The organism is Burkholderia sp. AU16482, from assembly GCF_002223285.1.
GTDB classification, from domain to species: domain Bacteria; phylum Pseudomonadota; class Gammaproteobacteria; order Burkholderiales; family Burkholderiaceae; genus Burkholderia; species Burkholderia semiarida.
Genome location: NZ_NKEY01000003.1, coordinates 882,300 through 898,629, shown reverse-complemented (window position 1 = coordinate 898,629; position 16,330 = coordinate 882,300). Strand labels below are relative to the sequence as shown.

Annotated in this window: 11 protein-coding genes; 3 read left to right on the top strand and 8 right to left on the bottom strand. The window is 71.8% G+C overall.

Annotated elements, in window-relative coordinates:
* Window positions 1–8: 8 nt before the first annotated feature.
* Genes CFB35_RS06710 through bcsB form a run of 3 tightly spaced genes read right to left on the bottom strand, consistent with a single transcriptional unit; the run spans window position 9 to window position 7,450 of the window.
* Entirely contained in the window at window positions 9–3,905 is a 3,897-nt protein-coding gene (locus CFB35_RS06710) for a cellulose synthase subunit BcsC-related outer membrane protein (RefSeq protein ID WP_089464971.1), read from the bottom strand.
* The gene (bcsZ, locus tag CFB35_RS06705; protein ID WP_089464708.1) at window positions 3,890–5,119 is read right to left on the bottom strand and encodes a cellulose synthase complex periplasmic endoglucanase BcsZ; all 1,230 of its coding nucleotides are present in this window, start codon (window positions 5,117–5,119) and stop codon (window positions 3,890–3,892) included. The genes CFB35_RS06710 and bcsZ overlap by 16 nt, the downstream gene beginning before the upstream one ends.
* A gap of 3 nt (window positions 5,120–5,122) precedes the next feature.
* The gene (bcsB, locus tag CFB35_RS06700; RefSeq protein WP_059573794.1) at window positions 5,123–7,450 is read right to left on the bottom strand and encodes a cellulose biosynthesis cyclic di-GMP-binding regulatory protein BcsB; all 2,328 of its coding nucleotides are present in this window, start codon (window positions 7,448–7,450) and stop codon (window positions 5,123–5,125) included.
* 491 nt (window positions 7,451–7,941) lie between these two features.
* Between bcsB and CFB35_RS06695 the strand changes: the two genes are divergently transcribed.
* A complete protein-coding gene (locus CFB35_RS06695) occupies window positions 7,942–8,964 on the top strand; it encodes a sensor domain-containing diguanylate cyclase (RefSeq protein ID WP_060011712.1) in 1,023 nt (340 codons plus the stop codon).
* Window positions 8,965–9,018: 54 nt separating this feature from the next.
* On the opposite strand, the gene CFB35_RS06690 is transcribed toward CFB35_RS06695, so the two are convergent.
* From CFB35_RS06690 to CFB35_RS06675, 4 genes are all read right to left on the bottom strand, one after another.
* Window positions 9,019–9,471 (bottom strand): hypothetical protein, encoded by a 453-nt coding sequence (locus CFB35_RS06690; protein WP_059573796.1) that lies wholly within the window; start codon window positions 9,469–9,471, stop codon window positions 9,019–9,021.
* Window positions 9,471–10,886: a phosphatase PAP2/dual specificity phosphatase family protein gene (locus tag CFB35_RS06685; RefSeq protein ID WP_089464707.1), complete on the bottom strand. Its 1,416-nt coding sequence runs from the start codon at window positions 10,884–10,886 to the stop codon at window positions 9,471–9,473. Before CFB35_RS06685 ends, CFB35_RS06690 begins: the two co-directional genes overlap by 1 nt.
* Window positions 10,883–12,652, bottom strand: a complete 1,770-nt coding sequence (locus CFB35_RS06680; protein ID WP_089464706.1) for a bifunctional alpha/beta hydrolase/class I SAM-dependent methyltransferase — start codon at window positions 12,650–12,652, stop codon at window positions 10,883–10,885. The genes CFB35_RS06685 and CFB35_RS06680 overlap by 4 nt, the downstream gene beginning before the upstream one ends.
* A 77-nt stretch (window positions 12,653–12,729) precedes the next feature.
* The gene (locus CFB35_RS06675; RefSeq protein WP_059573799.1) at window positions 12,730–13,335 is read right to left on the bottom strand and encodes a CDP-alcohol phosphatidyltransferase family protein; all 606 of its coding nucleotides are present in this window, start codon (window positions 13,333–13,335) and stop codon (window positions 12,730–12,732) included.
* Between the two features lie 469 nt (window positions 13,336–13,804).
* Between CFB35_RS06675 and CFB35_RS06665 the strand changes: the two genes are divergently transcribed.
* Window positions 13,805–14,437, top strand: coding sequence for a lysophospholipid acyltransferase family protein (locus CFB35_RS06665; RefSeq protein ID WP_089464970.1), 633 nt, complete (start codon window positions 13,805–13,807; stop codon window positions 14,435–14,437).
* Window positions 14,438–14,472: 35 nt separating this feature from the next.
* Window positions 14,473–15,402: a phosphatidate cytidylyltransferase gene (locus CFB35_RS06660; RefSeq protein ID WP_059573800.1), complete on the top strand. Its 930-nt coding sequence runs from the start codon at window positions 14,473–14,475 to the stop codon at window positions 15,400–15,402.
* Window positions 15,403–15,443: 41 nt separating this feature from the next.
* On the opposite strand, the gene CFB35_RS06655 is transcribed toward CFB35_RS06660, so the two are convergent.
* Complete coding sequence (locus CFB35_RS06655; protein ID WP_059573801.1) at window positions 15,444–16,268, bottom strand: hypothetical protein; 825 nt, start codon at window positions 16,266–16,268, stop codon at window positions 15,444–15,446.
* Window positions 16,269–16,330: the final 62 nt, after the last annotated feature.

Below are 16,330 nucleotides of genomic sequence, written 5' to 3'. Positions count from 1 at the left end.
GCGTTCCCCTAGTAATCCGAATAAAGCCGCACGGGCGTGGGTGTCACGAGCCAGCTGCGCGGCGCGCGCGCATCGAACGCATAGCGCAGGTAGACGAGCGCCGAGCTCGGCGCATAGTCGTGCGACCGGTCGATGTGCAACTGCGCGCCGACGCTCAGGTGCGGGTTCACGCGATACTCGACGATGCCGTTCACGCCGTACGAGAACGACACGCCGCGCGTCGAACTGCCCGCGTACACGAACCCGGCCGCCACCTGCGCGGCCCGCTGTCCGGAGAGCGTCGGGTAATACAGCGAATCCTTCTCGTAGCTGTTCGAGATCCCGCCCGTGACGGTCAGGTCCCACGACAGCGCATCGTGCCGCCCCGCCCATTCGATCGGCACGCCGAGCGACAGGTAGCGCTGCGGGCTGTAGTAACCGCCCTGCCCGTACGTGTAGTAACGCAGGTTCTGCGCGTAGTGCCACGCATTGCCGACGAGCCCGGTGCTGACCTTCATCGTCGCGCGCTCGTACACGGGCACCGTGAAGCCGGTGCGCAGCGTGACTTCCGCATTGCGTTCGACGTTGCGGCCGGACAGCACGCCCGCGCCGAGTTCCGCGAACAGGTTCGTGCGGCCGACGTCGACCGACGCGCGCAGGTTCACGCCGTCGCGGCGCACGCCGCCCCACACCGCGCCCGTCCACGGGTCGCGCATCCCCGCGTACGACAGCACGCTGCTCGTTTCCGGCCGGCGCGACGCATTCACGGAGAAACTCGCCGGGCCCGCGTCGAAGCGATAACGCACGCCGCCGACGAGGTAATGCACGGGGAAGCCGAGCGGCGACGTGCCGAGATCGAAGCGCCATGCATCGGACAGGTAACCGGCACCGAGCGCGACGCCCGTCACCGACTGGTGCAACGAGCCCGACGGATTCGCGAGCAGCGCGGCAGCCTGCGGATTCGGCTGGAACGGCGGCGGCAGCCCGTTCGGCGCCCTGAGCCCCGCGTACGTGCCGAACGTCTTCAGCGAATACGCGTTCGGGTCGCTCGTATCGAGCGTGCCCGGGTCGAGATGCACGGTGTCGATCTGCGCGAATACGTGCCCGTCGTAGCGGACCGGCATCTGCATGTAGATCGGCACCTGCTGCGCGCGATACGACGAGATGCCTTCGTCGCCCGATTTGTACGCGGGTATCCAGCCGGTCTCGATCTCGGGATTGCGCCGCTGCGCCAGCTCCGCGAACGCGGCCTGCGCGGGTGTCAGCCCGTCGCGGCCCGGGCCTACCCCCGTCGCGCGCTCCTGCGACTGCGACAGCCGGTACAGCGACGCCGCGTCGTCGTAGCGGCCCTGCGCCTCGGCCACGCGGCCGGCCGCGACCGTCACGTCGGCGCGCGCCGGATATGCGGCCTGCAGCCGCCCGGTCACCTGCGCGGCTTCGTCCGGCCGGCGCAGCGCGTTCAGGCGCCGCACGGCCGACAACTGCGTGTCGACGTCGTCGTCCGGCGTGCGCGCCAGCACCGCCTGCACGCGCTCGCGGGCGGCCGCACGGTTGCCGCTGTCCTCGTCGATCCGGGCGAGCGCGAGCTGCGTATCGGCATCGTCGGGCGTACGCGCCACGACCGGCGCGAGCGCCTCGCGCGCCGCATCGTAATGCCCCTGCGCGCGTTCGAGATCGGCGAGTTCGAGCGCATGGCGCTTGTCCGCGCGGCCGGCCGGGCTCGCGCGATCGAGCAGCGTGCGCGCCTGTGCATAGTCCTGTCGCGCGATCGCGTCGTCGGTCTGCCGCAGCACGAGCCGCAGCGACTGGTCCTCCAGTCGCGCCGTCTGCGCGGGCGTCAGCGCCGGGTCGCGGCGCAGCGTGTCGAGCCACGCGGCGAGCGCGTCGTCGCGCCCCGCGCGGCCGAGCAGGTCGCCGTAGCGCAGGCGCACGTCCGCATCGGCTTCGCGCGGATGCGCGGCGATCCAGTCGTGGAGCGGCGCGAGGCCGCGCTCGGGTTCGCCCGCGTCGATCCACTGCGCGCCGATCGCGGCGAGCATGTCGGGATCGTCCGGCGCGCTCGCCTGCGCGTGCGCGAGCGTGGCGGCGAATGCCGCGCGGTCGCCGCGTGCATGCGCGCCGCGCGCGTCGGCGAGCGCATTTTCGGCATCGAGCTTGCGCGCGAGCGCACGCATCCCGTCCGAACGGTGCGCATCGTCGACCGGCGCCAGTGCGGCCTGCGCGCCCGCGACATCGTCGAGCGAGTTGCGATACAGCGCGTTCGCGTAGCGCATCTCGGGCGTATCGCTCAGCGCGAGCCCGTCGTCCATCACCGTGCGGCCGAGCTGCGGCAGCCCCATGTCGCGATAAAGGCGCGCGAGCGCGAAGCGCGTCCACGGCGCGTCGGGCGTCGCGCGCACGGCCGCCTCGTAGCGTTGCGCGGCCGGCCCGCGTGCCCCCTTGTCGGCCAGCGCGCGCGCTTCCTTCGCGAGCAGGTCGCCGCGCAGGCCGTCGAGCGCGCGCCGATCGTCGGCGCCCGTCACGCGCCCTTGCAGCGCGTCGAGCAACGGGCCGATCCGGTCCGCGCGGCCGGTGTTTTCATACAGCGTGGCCGTGTCGCGCACGGCCGACACGCTCGGCGAGCGCGCGGCGAGCAAACCGCGCAGCAATGGCTCCGCCTGCGCCCAGTCGCGCTGCGCGAGCAGCGCATCGGCAAGCTGAAGCTTCGCGTCCGGGTTGTCCGGCTGCATCGCGAGCGCCGCGCGCGCGGCGCGCTCGGCATCGCGCGGGCGGCCCGCACTGGCCGCCTCGCGGCCCTGGGCGAGCAGCCCCCAGAACTGCGCGGTACGCGCGAGGCCTTGCCATTTGCCGCGCTGGTCGGTCGCACGCGTCGCGGCCCGTGCGAACAGCGCGCGCGCTTCGTCATGCCGCCCTTCGCGCAGGCGCAGCAGGCCGAGCCCGCCCAGCGCATCGGCGTCGTCCGCCCGCGCCCGCGCGGCGCGCGCGAGCAGCGGGTCGGCGGCGGCCAGGTCGCCGCGCGCCAGCGCCTGCAGCCCGCGCTGCTGCGCGATGTAGTCGGGATCGCGCTCGAGCCGGCGCTGCGCATCGCGCTGCCGATCGAGGCCGGCTGCGCGATCGCGGAATTCGGTATCGTCCGGCGCGAGCGCGAGATACGCGTGCAGCGCATCGAGATACGCGGGATCGCTGCCGGCCGACTGCAGCACGCGCCGCCACAGCGCCATCGCTTCCGTATGGTCCGCGTCGGCGCGCGTCGCGAGCGACGACGCGATCCGGTTCGCTTCCGCGCGCGTGTCGTCGCGCTGGTTCAACAGCCGCGCGAGCGCGATCGACGCGCTCGTGTCGCGCGGATCGGCGGCGATCGCGCGGCGCAGCGCGGCGATCGCCGGCTCGCGCCCGCCCGGCGCATTCGACACGATCTGGTAATACTCGGCGCCGAGCGCACCCGACGGCGCGCCGTTCGGAAACAGCGCGACGATCCGCCGGGCCGCCTCGTCGGCGCGGCCGCTGCGCGCGAGCAGCCGGATCTGCGCCATCTCGCCGCGCGCGCTCGTCGCGACGCGGTATTCGTCGGCCACCCGCCGCGTGGCCGGCGCATTCGGCGACTGCGCCTGCAGCCGCGCCAGCGACGCCTGCGCGCCTTTCGCGTCGCCGAGCCGCAGCAGCACGCGCACCTGTTCGGCCAGCAGCTCGGTGTCTCCCGGCGCGATCAGCAGGCCCTTGCGCAGCGCATCGCGCGCGAGATCGTCGCGATGCTTGATGCCCCACATCCGCGCGGTGTCGAGCTCGCGCCGCGCATCGCCGGCAGCCGCGGTCGCCGGTGCCGCGGGGGTCGCCGCCGCGGCGCCCGGCGCCGCCGCGCACACCGACGACGCGAGCCACGCGAATCCCGCGACGTGCGGCGCGGCGCGCTTCAACGGGCGGCGCACGAACGGCCTCCCCAACGGGTGTCGAGCGTGCCGTCCGCTTCGAACCGGTAGCGGCCGTCCCGCCAGCCGAGCCCGAACAGCGTCAGCACGCTGGAGTAATAGCCGGGCGCCGACTGGCGCGCGAGCGTCTCGACGCGCGCCGCCTGCGCATCCGCGAGCGCGTGCTGGCCGCGCGCGTCGAGGAACGGCACGGCCGCCGCGGAGAAGCCGCCGTTGCCGTCGTTCGGGCCCGCGACGCCCGTCGTCGTATCGACCTTCTCCGGCGGCGCGCCATGCGCGGCGATATGGTCGGCAAACGGCGCGAACTTCGCGAGCAGCGGCGTGGCGAGCGGATCGGCGCGGTCGAGCATGCCGGCCCACAGGTACACGCGGATCGCGTTGTACGCGCTCTCCGCGTGCGTGTCCGGATCGGGCCCGAACCCCTTGCCCGCGCGATACAGCGCCCAGTCGGGCGAGAAGCCCTTCGGCGCGGTGTCGAGCAGCACGCGAGCGGTGCTGGATGCGAGCGCGGCCCAGCGACGGTCGTCGGGCAGCCGCGCGCCGAGCGCGCGAATCACCTGCGGCGGCGAATAGCTCGGATTCACGCGCCATTGGCCGTTGGCCAGCTTGAACCCGGTCGGCCCCGGCAGCAGCGTGAGGCCGAGGCCCGGCACGGTCGCCGTCTCGTCGTCGAGCACGCGCTTCGCGAGCAGCGCGCCGCGCGCCGTATAGCTGCGCTCGTGCCACAGCCGCCCGGCCTCGACGAGCGCATAGGCGATCCACAGGTCGGCGTCCGACGCCGCGTTCGCGTCGAGCACGCGCCATGCGCCGTCGGGCGCGCGGCCCCACAGCCACGCCGGCAAGCGTGCGCTCAGGTCGCCCTGCGCGAGATTGTTCTCGGTCCACGCGAGGATCGTGTCGAACATGCGCCGGTCGTTCGCGACCAGCGCGAAGAACAGCCCATACGCCTGCCCCTCCGATACCGTGCGCGAATCGGCCGAGCCGACGTCGATCACGCGGCCGTCGGCCGAGATGAAATCGCGCTTGAACGCGTCCCAGCGCGGCCACGCGGCGCTGCATCCCGCGGCGGCGGCATCGGCTGCACTGGCCGGCGCGGCCCGCGCGTGCATGGCCATGCCGGCCGCCGCGCACGTCACCGCCACCGCCAGCGCGAGCGTCGCGCCGACACGCCGCGCCGGCTGCGTCGCCCGTCGCTTCGTCATTGCCCGCGCCATCCGTTACATCCCCCGTCGACGCGCGGCGATTCGCTGCAGCACGCTGAACACGCCGAGCGCGAGCAGCAGCCCCGCGACGACGCCCACCGCGCCGAGCACGACCGGATGCCGCGCCGCCTCCGTCCACACGCGCGCATACCACGGCACGAAGCCGACCACGTAAGGCTCGCCGACCCGCAGGCTGTCGACCTGCCCCGGCCGCACCAGCGCGAGGTCGCCCTGCAGTTGCGCCACGAGCCCCGCGTTCTCGAACACGTCGAGCAGATCGCCGAGGCGCGGCTGGTCGGTCGCCGTCAGCGCGACGACGCTGCGGCCGCGGCTGCCCGGCAGCTCGAAACCGGCGAGCGCGGCGAGCGGGCCCGTCTGTTCGATGTGCGCGCCGCCGTCGGCGACGCCCACGCCGTTGCGCCAGCGCTCCTTCACCGTGAACGCGACGCGCGTCGCGCCGCCGCCGCCCGCGCCGCCCGGCTCGCCGATCGCGAGCGGCAGCGACGCACGCCAGTTCGCGAGCAGCGGCGACGCCGGGGAGCCATCGATCACGAGCACATCCTTGTGCCCCGACAGCGCGGCGACGTCGCCGGGCCGCGCGACCTGCACGCGCAGCGCCGGGAAGCCGGTCCATTCGCCCATGTGGCCGAGCATCGTCAGGTACGCCTCGAGCTCCTGCGGCGAGGGCCGCTCGGGCAGCACGACGGCCGTCTGCGACAGGTCCGCGAAGCGCGTGAACGGAAAGCCGCTGTTCGCGAAGAACGCAAGGTTCGGCAATTGCGCGTAATGGACGAAATGCGAGAAGTCGATCGTCGAATCCGGATCGATCGCCGCGCGCTGAGGCTCGGTGGCCGTGCTCGAGCACAGGCCCGTCTTCTGCGAATCGAGCGTGAAGCGGAATTGCAGCTGGTTGCCGCTGCCGACGCGAAACGCGGGAATGTCGACGTCGCTCGTCACGCGCCCTTCCGGCACCGACAGCAGCGGCAACTGCATGCGCCCGTGCGCGTCCTCCGCGTGGGCCGGCCCGAGCCGGTACGACTTCACGAGCTGGTCGTTGATCTCGACCGCGAGCGTCGAATTGTCCTGCACGGTCGGCGCCGTGTAGCGGTAGCGCAGCGTGATCGGCACGCCCGCGCCGTTCCACGAATGCAGATCGGCCGGCACACGCAGGTTCAGCCGGATCGCGTCGGGCGTCGTGCCGCGCACTTCGAGCTGGCGCGGGTCGTTCACGAGCTCGCGGAACGCGATCGGCCGGTTCACCGGCAGCCAGCGCGGCGCGTCGTACGGCTTGCGCGGCGCGCCGAGATCGACGTGCGCGACCGTCGCGGCCGGCCCGGACAGCGCCGCGCGGCCGAGCACGAGCGTCGCGACCGCGTCGTCGACCTCGGCCGCCGTGCGGCCCGTGACGATCAGCAGCTTGCGCCCCGGCGCGGCCGGATTGTCGGCGACCGCGAGCAGCGGACCGTTGATGGGCGGCAGCGCGAGACCGGCCGGCAGCGTCGCGGCCGTGCCGACCACGACGGCCTGGTCGTCGGCCGGCAGCGCGGCCGATACCGGGAAGCGCGCATGCCGGTAGTCGGCCAGCGCGCCGAACCACGACGCGAGCACGCCCGCGCTGCGCAGCGTCGCCGAATCGGGCGTGGCCGGCAGCACGAACGGCAGCCGCAGGCGGCCGTTGTCGCGCCGGTCGAAGAACGGCGCGGGCAGCAGCGCGAGATCGTTCGGCAGGCGCACCGGCGATTCGTCGAGGATCAGCTCGCTCGTCGGGCTCACGTCGGCCCACAGCGCCGAGTTCGCCGGATCCTCGCAATGGTCGAGCGTGTAGTGCGCGATCAGGCGCAGGCCGATCTGGTTGAAATCGGAAAAGTAGCGCGGATCGATCGGGATCTCCTGCGTGACCGTACGCCCGGCGCGTGCCGCATCGAACGGAACGGTCGCGATCACCTCGCCGTTCACCGACACCTTCAGGTGCGACAGCGGAAAGACCAGCGACGGCGAATACGCGTAGGTCAGGCGCAGCCGCGCGCCCGTGATCACGCGGTCGAGCCGCACGCCGGCGTTGATCGTGCGCGCGTCGTCGGCGCCGCGCAGGCGCAGCGGATCGAACGCGCCGAGCGATGCGAACGGCATGCGCACGGTCGTCGCCGGCAGGCCGGCGGCCGGCGCGCTGGCCGCCGTCGGCGCGGCCGCGGGCGCCGCGGTAGCGGGGGCCGCCGCGCGATCGGCAGCGGACGTCGAAGCGGCGGCCGGCACCGCCGGCATCGGCGCGGCCGACAGCGCGGCCGCGTGGAAAGCGCCGGTCATCGCGGCCGCGAGGACGAACAGCGACACGGCCGGCCTCATGCGCCGCTCTCCATCGTCACGATCGTCCGGTCCATCCGCGCGTCGCAACGGACGCGCGCAAAGCAGCTATGCCCGTGAGTGCACATCCCCTCTGCTTCCTCTCATCTATATGACCTGATTGCATTTGTCGGTACGACGCGGCGAATGCTTCAGCGGCCGGTTCGTCGCGTTGCGGCGCGCCTGGCACCGGCGCCCGCTCATTCGTCACACTATCTCAAAAATAGAACAAAACTTACCGTGATTCGCGACTGTGAAGCGAAAAAACCTCAATTCGGTCGGAAATGCCGCGCGGGAAGAGGGAATGGCAAGAATTGCGCCGTTGCCAGCGGGACGGCTGGAACGGCATACTGCCGGCGCGATACGGCTGGCCGGGAGCCGGGCCCCGGCCGCGGTCCGTGGCGGACCGCCCTCGCCACGCGCGCTGCCGCAGGCGGCGCGTATGCTACCGCAAGTACGTGTCGCGCGACGTACTTTCTTCATGGAAAACTGACTTGAATCAAACCGCCGACTCCGCCACCCCGTCCGCCGACACGTTGCTGCGCATCATCGCGGCACAAGCCGAAATCGCGAAACTCGGCATGGACCTCGGCAGCGTGATCGCGTACGTGGCCGAACAGATGCCGCAGCTCACCGGCGCGAGCGCCGCCGCGGTCGAATTCGCCGAAGGCGACGACATGGTGTACCGCGCCGCGTCCGGCACGGCCGCCGGCATGCTCGGCCTGCGGTTGCGGCGCTCGGGCAGCCTGTCGGGGCTGTGCGTGCAGCAAGGCGAGTTGCTGCACTGCATCGATTCCGAAACCGACCCGCGCGTCGATCGCGATGCGTGCCGCCGGGTCGGCCTGCGCTCGATGCTCGTGATGCCGCTCGCGCATGCCGACACGACGGTCGGCGTGCTGAAGGTGATGTCGCCGGACGTCGACGGCTTCTCGCCGGCCGACTCGGCCACCCTGCGGCTGATGGCCGACCTGATCGCCGCCGCGATGTTCCACGCGGCGCGCAACGAAGCGAACGAGCTCTACCTGCGCGCGACCCACGACGCGCTCACGGGCCTGCCGAACCGCGCGCTGTTCTACGACCGCCTGCGCCAGTCGATGCATTCGGCGCTGCGCGCAAGCGGCCGGCTCGGCATTCTCAACATCGACATGGACGGGCTGAAGCCGATCAACGACGGGTTCGGCCACCGCGCGGGCGACGCCGCGCTGCGCGAGGTCGCCACGCGGATGCAGGCCGCGGTGCGACGCTCGGATACGGTCGCGCGCATCGGCGGCGACGAATTCGCGGTGATCCTGCCGAATATCGGCACCCGCGACGATGCCCATGCGCAAAGCACGCGGCTCGCGCGGCGGGTGGGCGAGCCGTTCGAATTCGACGGGCATGCGCTGCAGCTCGGCGTCAGCGTCGGCATCGCGGTGCTGCCGGACGACGGCACCGACATGAATGCGCTGATCGAGCACGCGGACCACGCGATGTACGAGGCCAAGCGCACGCGATCGCGGCGCTCCGCGCAAGCATGACGCGTCGCATGCGCCGGACGGGCCGTTCCCGCCGATAGCGCGCTTGCGCTGGCCCTAACCGATCGGCGACACCGCGATCGCGAGCCCGACGACGAGCCACTGCACGATCGCCACGAGCACCGCGGCCCGGCACAGCCCGACCGCGCCGCGCACGCGTGCGTCGAGCGTGCGTCCGGCCTTCGCCGCGTCGATCCAGCCCAGATCGGCGAGCGCACGGTCGAGCGCCGCGAGCCCGTCGTCGACCGCCCCGTCGCCTTGCGCCGCCCGCGCCAGCGCGGCAAACAGCCGCCGATCGATCTCGATGCGCACCGCGTACCACAGCGCCGCGATCCCCGATCCCGTGCTGACGACGGCCAGCAGTACCCGGGCGAGCGTCGCGGGCGCCCAGCCCGCCGCGATCCACCCGCCCGCGCCGGCCGCGGCCAGCGCGGCCGCGAGCGCCCATGCACCCGCATCGAGCGCGCCGCGCGCGGCGGCGATCCTGAACGGCGCGGACGGATCGCGCATCACACGCGCCCCGCGTCGCACCGGCGATCGATCCACTGCTGCAGCACGGCCACGCCGTCATCCGACCAAACCGCGCGCGGCCGAACCGCGCGCACCGCGGCCAGCGCCTCGCGCGCATCGGTGAACCCGCGCCGCGCGGCGAGCCACGCGGCCGCGCACAGCACGCTGCGCCCGTAGCCGAGCGCACAGCAGACCAGCACGTCGCGCCCTTCGCCGTGCAGGCGCTCGAGCGCCGCTACGGCCTGCGCGAGCTGCGCCGCCGTCGGCGCGACGAGGTCGAGCTGCGGCACGCACGCATACGCGAGCGATGCGTCGGCCGTCGCCCAGCGCGGCATCTCGGCAGTCAGGTCGACCAGCGCGGAGAAGCCGTGGCGCCGGATGTCGCGCGTCGTCGGCGTCCGGCCGATCGACACGCGTTCGTCGATCCGCACCGGCGCCGGCTGGCGGAACGTCCACAGCCGCGAATTGACGAACGCGCCGGCGATCGTCGGCGCGAGCAGCGCGCCGATGAAGACCGGAAACCGCCCGTGCGCGTCCTTCTGGAACGCGCCGGGCGCGCCGCGCCGGTAAGCCCACGCAACGCAGGCGAGCGCCAGCGCGACCCACCCCGCCGCCAGCGCCCCGGCCGGCGCACGCGGCACGCAGGCCAGCGCCGCGCATGCGACCAGCGCGGCGCCGAACGCATAGCGGCGCGCGAGCGCGCGGCCGGCCTGGCTCGGCGATGCATCGGCGCCCGGCCACCGGCCCGCGGCATCGCGCAGCGGAAACAGGAACAGCGCGAGACAGCCGACGGCCGCCCCGGTCGGCACGTCGATCGCGTGATGCTGGTAGGTCGTCAGCACCGACACGCCGATCACCGCGAACCACAGGTGCAGCACGCCGCGCGCGAACGTGCCGCGCAGGTGCTTCGCATAGACGGCCCACAGCACGACGAGCAACCCGATATGCAGCGACGGCGCCTGGTTGAACGGCTTGTCGAAGCCCATCAGCAGCGTGAACAGCGCGCCGGCCACGCCGCCCGCGTCGGGCCGCTCGAAGCCGAAGCGCAGCGGCCACGCGATGAAGCATGCGACCGACACCAGTTGCACCGTCAGCAGCCGTTTCACGTGATCGAGCAGATCGTCGCGGCGCGTCCAGAAGAAGAACGACAGCGCATACAGCAGGTCGATCGACCAGTACGGCACGATCGTCCACGGCACGAACGGGATCGCATGCTCCCAGCCGAACGCGAACGTCGGCACCGCGGCGCGTCGCGCGGCGAGCCAGTTCGCGAAGCCGTACGTCGAGAAGAACACGGCGCCCATCGCCGCGAGCCAGCCGAAACGCAGCGCGAACGACGCGCCGCGCGCGCCGGCCGCCGGCTCGGCCAGCCCGCCGCCCGCACCCGCGCCCGCGCCGCCGCCGAGCGCGCTCATGACGCGTCGACCCGCTGCGCGAGACTGACCGTGAAGATGCCCATCTCGTCGATCCGCTGGTCGAGCTTGCGGAAGCCGGCCCGCGCGACGAGCTCGTCCATTTCGGCCTGCGAACGGCGGCGCATCACCCACGTCGACTCGCCGCGGTGATTGTTCAGCGCGCGCGCGATAAATTCGAGCTGCGGATGCCACGGCTGCCCCGTGTAGACGAGATAGCCGCCCGGCGGCACGGCCTGCGCGAGCCCGCGCAGCGAGCGCTCGATCAGCGCGTTCTCGCCGAACAGCTCGTACAGGCCCGACACGATCGCCAGCGTCGGCCGCGGCTCGAGCGTCGCGAGCGACGCCTCGTCGAACGCGTCGCCGCGCTCGAAGCGCGCGATCGGCTCGAGGCCGCGCTGCGCGATCAGCACGCGCCCAGCCTCGACGTTCGGCGGGCTGTAGTCGCGCAGCGTGATGTCGTCGGGCGCCGCGCCGTCGCGCTCGGCGGCCATCGCGATCGCGTCGAGCACGTAGCGCCCGTGACCGGCCGCGATGTCGACGATCCGCACCGGCGTGCCGTGCGCGCGCAGCCGGCCGATCGCCGTGCCGATCAGCTCCTGCAGATGCACCTTGCGCTGGCGGATGCCGACCCAGCCCGGCGAATCGAGATACGTGCGGTCGATCAGCGCGCCGATGCCGAACCGCCCCTGCGCGCGGTTGCGGTACACGTAGTCGAGCGTCGAGCCCGAATCGAAGCCGAGTCGCAAGCCGAGCGCGATGCCGTCCGACAGCGCGCCGCCGGCTTTCAGCCCGGCGCGCGTGAGCGCCCAGTACGCCCGGGCGAACACGTTGGCCGGCGGCCGGCCGAGCGCCGCGTATTCGTCGTGGAACGCGCCGCGCCGGTCGGCATCGGCGAGCGACACGCGCGGGCTCGGCGCATCGAACTCGCGCAGCACGAACGCGCGCAGCGGCGCGAGCGCCTGGGCCCGATCGCGCTCGCCGAGCGTGTCGTGGTAGAAGCCCGGCAGCACGATGCGCTCCTTGCGCGCCGAGCCGAGCCGTTCGAAGAAGCGGTCCTGCGGGCCGCGATGCACGACCCAGTCGGCGCCCGAGATCAGCAACTGCGTCGGTACGGTGATCGCGGCCGCGTCGGCGACGATCCGCCGCGCGGTATCGTGCAGGTCGAGCAGCATGTTGACCGCGATCGGCCGCGTGATCAGCGGATCGGACGCGTAGCTCGCGATCCGTTCGGGATCGTGCGTGAGGAATTTCGGCTTCACGTAGCTGTTCACGTAGAACAGCCCGCGCAGCTTGTGCATCAGCCGCAGCCCCGGCCGCGCGAACGGCACGTAGAGCTTGATGTGGAATGCCGGCGACGCGACGACCAGCGCGCGGATCGGCGGCGCGTAGTCGTGCACCCAGGTCGCCGCGAGCACCGCGCCGACGCTCTGGCCGACGATCGCCATCTCCTCGATCGCGATACCGTGCGTGTCGCGGATATGCTCGACGAAGGTCTGCAGGTCGCGCACCGACGCGGCCGCGCTCGGGCTGTAGCCGCGCGCGCCCGGCGAGCGGCCGTGGCCGCGTGCGTCCCACGCAAAAAAGGCGAAATCCGGCAGGTCGAGCTCGTCGACGAGGTGCGCGACGCGCGCCGAATGTTCGTGCCCGCGATGCAGCAGCACGATCGCGCCGCGGCAGCGTGCGCCCGTCGCGGGCCAGTGGCGGTAGAACAGCGTCGCGCCGTCGTGCGTGATGAAGTCGGCCTCGCGGGCCGTGCGTGCGTTCATGCGATCTCTCTCGTTTCGTTATTCGAATCATGCGGCGCCGCCCTCCGGCGCCGGTCCCGCCCCGCGTCGGCGGCCGATCAGCCGCCCGCTTCGGCGATCCCGGCCTGCACGCGCCGCACCGCCGTCACGATCGACAGCACGATCAGCAGCCGCCACAGCCACGCGGCGGCGCCGCCGACCGGCAAGCCGAGGCCGATCCACAGCGCGAACGCGCCGAGGGCCAGCGCCCGGTCGCTCTTGCCGAACGGGCCGTCGTAGCGGCGCGTCGCGCCGACGAGCGGGCCGATCAGCCCCGCGCATTCGACGATCACCGCCGTCAGCGCGAACAGCCAGACGTCCGCCGGCGCGAACGCGGGAATGGCGAGGAACGGCAGCACGAGCGCGACGTCGGACACGATGTCGCCCAGCTCGTTCAGGTAAGCGCCGAGCGTGCTCTTCTGCCCGTGCTCGCGCGCGAGCATCCCGTCGATCGCGTTGAGCGCCATCCGCGCGAACAGCCACAGCGGAATCAGCAGGAACAGCGCGCGGGCGAACACGCCGAGACCGGCGAGCGCGCCGACGACGATCGAGCCGCCGGCCGCGAACAGCGTGACCTGGTTGGCCGTGACGCCACGTTCGGCGAGCGAATTCGCGAACGGGCGCAGACGGTTCTGGAATTTGGGTTTGAGTGCGTAGAGGCTCATCGTTTCGTATTCGTATTATTCGCGCGGCACGGTTGGATACGTTTCCCGCCGCCATGCCCCGGGCGGCGAAACGGCCTTCGTCGGCCTGGATTGAACGGCCCTCATCGTCGCCGAGCCGCCCCGATGCGTCAAGCATGCGGCCCGGCCCGCCCGCGTGGCGCCAATCTGGCGTTTTTCGGCGAAACTCGCGATAATCCGCTGGCCCGATCGCAGCGAGATCCATTCGAACTGCAGACGGGCACTCGTGCAACAGCCGATTATCACGCCGCCGACCGGCGCATTCGCCGCGACGCACCAGCGTGCGACGGCGAATCGTCCGATTATCGCGGACCTGCGACAGGCAGCCACGAACTTTGAAAAAATTTAAACAAGAGCCGTCCGGCGCGCATCCTGCCGCGCCGGCATTCCGGGGTTCCGCCCACCGCGCGTGCGCGGCGGGCCGGGCATGCACGCAGGAGGCCGCGCGCCGATGAACATCCTCAACGTCTGGCAGCGCGATTTCCTGCTGTCCATCGTGCGGCTCGTCGCCGGCGCGTATCCAGTCTGGCATCAGGCGCCACCGTCCCCGACGCAGAAGATCTATTTCTCGAACCATACGAGCCACATCGACACGCTCGCGATCCTCGCCGCGCTGCCGCGCGACGTGCGCGCGGTCGTGCGGCCGGTCGCCGCGCGCGACTACTGGGACAGCAGCGACCTGAAGCGTCACATCGCGCAGAAGCTGCTGAACGTCGTGCTGATCGACCGTCATCGCGAATCGGGCGGCGACCCGCTGGAGCCGGTGCGCGACGCGCTGCGGCAGGGCCACTCGATCATCATCTTCCCGGAAGGCACGCGCGGCGCCGACGTGCTGCCGCAGCCGTTCAAGAGCGGGCTGTTCCATCTCGCGACCGAATTCCCCGACGTCGCGCTCGCGCCCGTCTACCTCGAGAACCTGCAGCGCATCATGCCGAAGGGCGCGATCTGGCCCGTCCCGCTGATCTGCAAGGTGCATTTCGGCGCGAACGAAGCGCTCGCCGCGCAGGAAGACAAGCCGACGTTCCTCGCCCGCATGCGCGACGCGGTCGTCGCGCTCGCGCCGCCGCAGCGGCCGGCCGGCTGAGCGCGCCCCCCTTCTCCCTTTTCCGGATACCAACCATGCGAACCCTCTTCTGGGAACTGGTCGCGGGCGTCACGGGCGTGCTCGTCGTCGCGACCGTGATCGGCGCGATCCTCGGCGCGCGCAGCGGCGGCGCGAGCCCGACCATCGTCAACCTGAACCAGCGCATCCGCGCATGGTGGGCGATGATCGCGATCATGGCCGTCGCGATCGGCCTCGGCAACAACGTCACGTACCTGGTGTTCGCGCTGCTGTCGTACCTGACGCTGCGCGAGTTCATCACGCTCACGCCGACCACCGCGAGCGACCATACGACGCTCTTCATCGCGTTCTTCATCGCGATTCCCGTGCAGTACCTGCTGCTCGGCATCAACTGGTACGGGATGTACTCGATCTTCGTGCCCGTGCACCTGTTCTTCGCGATGTCGCTCGTGTCGGCGCTCACGCAGGACACGCGCGACTTCCTGAGCCGCAACGCGAAGATCAACTGGGCGCTGATGGTGTGCGTGTACGGGCTGAGCCACGCGCCGGCCGTGCTGATCCTCGACATCCCGCGCTACGCGGGGCAGAACGCGCTGCTGCTGTTCTTCTTCCTGTTCGTCGTGCAGATCAGCGACGTGCTGCAATACGTCGTCGGCAAACTGTTCGGACGCCGCAAGATCGCGCCGCAGTTGTCGCCGTCGAAGACGGTCGAGGGCTTCATCGGCGGCGGGCTGCTCGCCACGCTGTGCGGCGCGTCGCTGTATCGCGTGACGCCGTTCGGCTTCGGCGCGGCGTTCGGGATCTCGCTCGCGATCGTGATCGCGGGCTTCGTCGGCGGGCTCGTGCTGTCGGCCGTCAAGCGCTCGCTCGGCACGAAGGACTGGGGCTCGATGATCGCCGGCCACGGCGGCATGCTCGACCGCGTCGATTCGATCTGCTTCGCCGCGCCGGTGTTCTTCCACCTGGTGCGCTACCTGTACGTGTGAATGCGCGGGCGGTGCAATGCCGCCCGTTTCCGCGCGAAGGATCAGTACCCGTCGCGCAACGCCTTGGGCACGACGTAGCGGCCGCGCGCGGCGTCGAACTTCACCGTGTAGCGTGCATGGATGGCCTTGTCGCCGCGCGTACCCGTTTCCGTGACCGTCAGCGGATAGACGTCGCCCGTGCCGGCGGTGTCCGGCGCGATCTCGAAGCGGCGTTCCTCGCAGCGCGCGCGGGCGTTCGCGCATTCCGTCGACTCCGCGTTGTCGAGCGCCTCGTCGATGCGTGCCGCCGCATGCACCAGCGCATTACCGACCGGCAGCCAGATAGAACGGAAGCGTTGCGTATAGCCTTGCCGCGTGTCGCTTTCGCCGATGACGAACCCGAACAGGTGCGGCCCGAGCCGCTCGATGCGCACCGTGCCCGGTTCGCCGCGCCCGCCCGAGGCGATCTCCGTTTTCTTCGCGACCGGCTCGAGCGTCCTGCCGTCCGGCGAAGGCTTCAGCACGTACAGGTCGATCGCGCCCGGCGTCGCGTCCGAATCCATGCCCGGCATCCCGTTCTGCACCGCCGCCTCGGTCTCGCCGCACATCGCGAGCAGCGTGCGCGGGCCGTCCGCGGTCGCCACGCGCAGCACGCCGCACGGCGAATGGATGAAATCGTCGCCGTCCGACTGCCAGCCCTTGCGGCTCGCGCGCCAGTTGCCGTACGTGTCGCGGATGAAGGTTTTCAGTTGACGGTCGGGCTGGGCCGGCTCGGCGGCATGAACGGGCGACGGTGCGGCGAGCGCCGTGAGTCCCGCGAGGGCACCAAGGGCGGCAAGCGAAGCCAAGAGCGGCTTGAGACGTATGGTCGGGTTCTGGGCAGTCATGACGAGATCAGGTCGGATGGGTGTGCGGCGGATTGTTGCAGAATCGGCGGGTCCCCGTCGAT

What these genes read in the sequence shown, in the direction of transcription:
- bcsB (WP_059573794.1), bottom strand. Translation starts at nt 7,450, where the DNA reads ATGAGGCCGGCCGTGTCGCTGTTCGTCCTCGCGGCCGCGATGACCGGC.
- CFB35_RS06685 (WP_089464707.1), bottom strand. Translation starts at nt 10,886, where the DNA reads ATGAGCGCGCTCGGCGGCGGCGCGGGCGCGGGTGCGGGCGGCGGGCTG.
- CFB35_RS06675 (WP_059573799.1), bottom strand. Translation starts at nt 13,335, where the DNA reads ATGAGCCTCTACGCACTCAAACCCAAATTCCAGAACCGTCTGCGCCCG.
- CFB35_RS06680 (WP_089464706.1), bottom strand. Translation starts at nt 12,652, where the DNA reads ATGAACGCACGCACGGCCCGCGAGGCCGACTTCATCACGCACGACGGC.
- bcsZ (WP_089464708.1), bottom strand. Translation starts at nt 5,119, where the DNA reads ATGGCGCGGGCAATGACGAAGCGACGGGCGACGCAGCCGGCGCGGCGT.
- CFB35_RS06655 (WP_059573801.1), bottom strand. Translation starts at nt 16,268, where the DNA reads ATGACTGCCCAGAACCCGACCATACGTCTCAAGCCGCTCTTGGCTTCG.
- CFB35_RS06660 (WP_059573800.1), top strand. Translation starts at nt 14,473, where the DNA reads ATGCGAACCCTCTTCTGGGAACTGGTCGCGGGCGTCACGGGCGTGCTC.
- CFB35_RS06690 (WP_059573796.1), bottom strand. Translation starts at nt 9,471, where the DNA reads ATGCGCGATCCGTCCGCGCCGTTCAGGATCGCCGCCGCGCGCGGCGCG.
- CFB35_RS06665 (WP_089464970.1), top strand. Translation starts at nt 13,805, where the DNA reads ATGAACATCCTCAACGTCTGGCAGCGCGATTTCCTGCTGTCCATCGTG.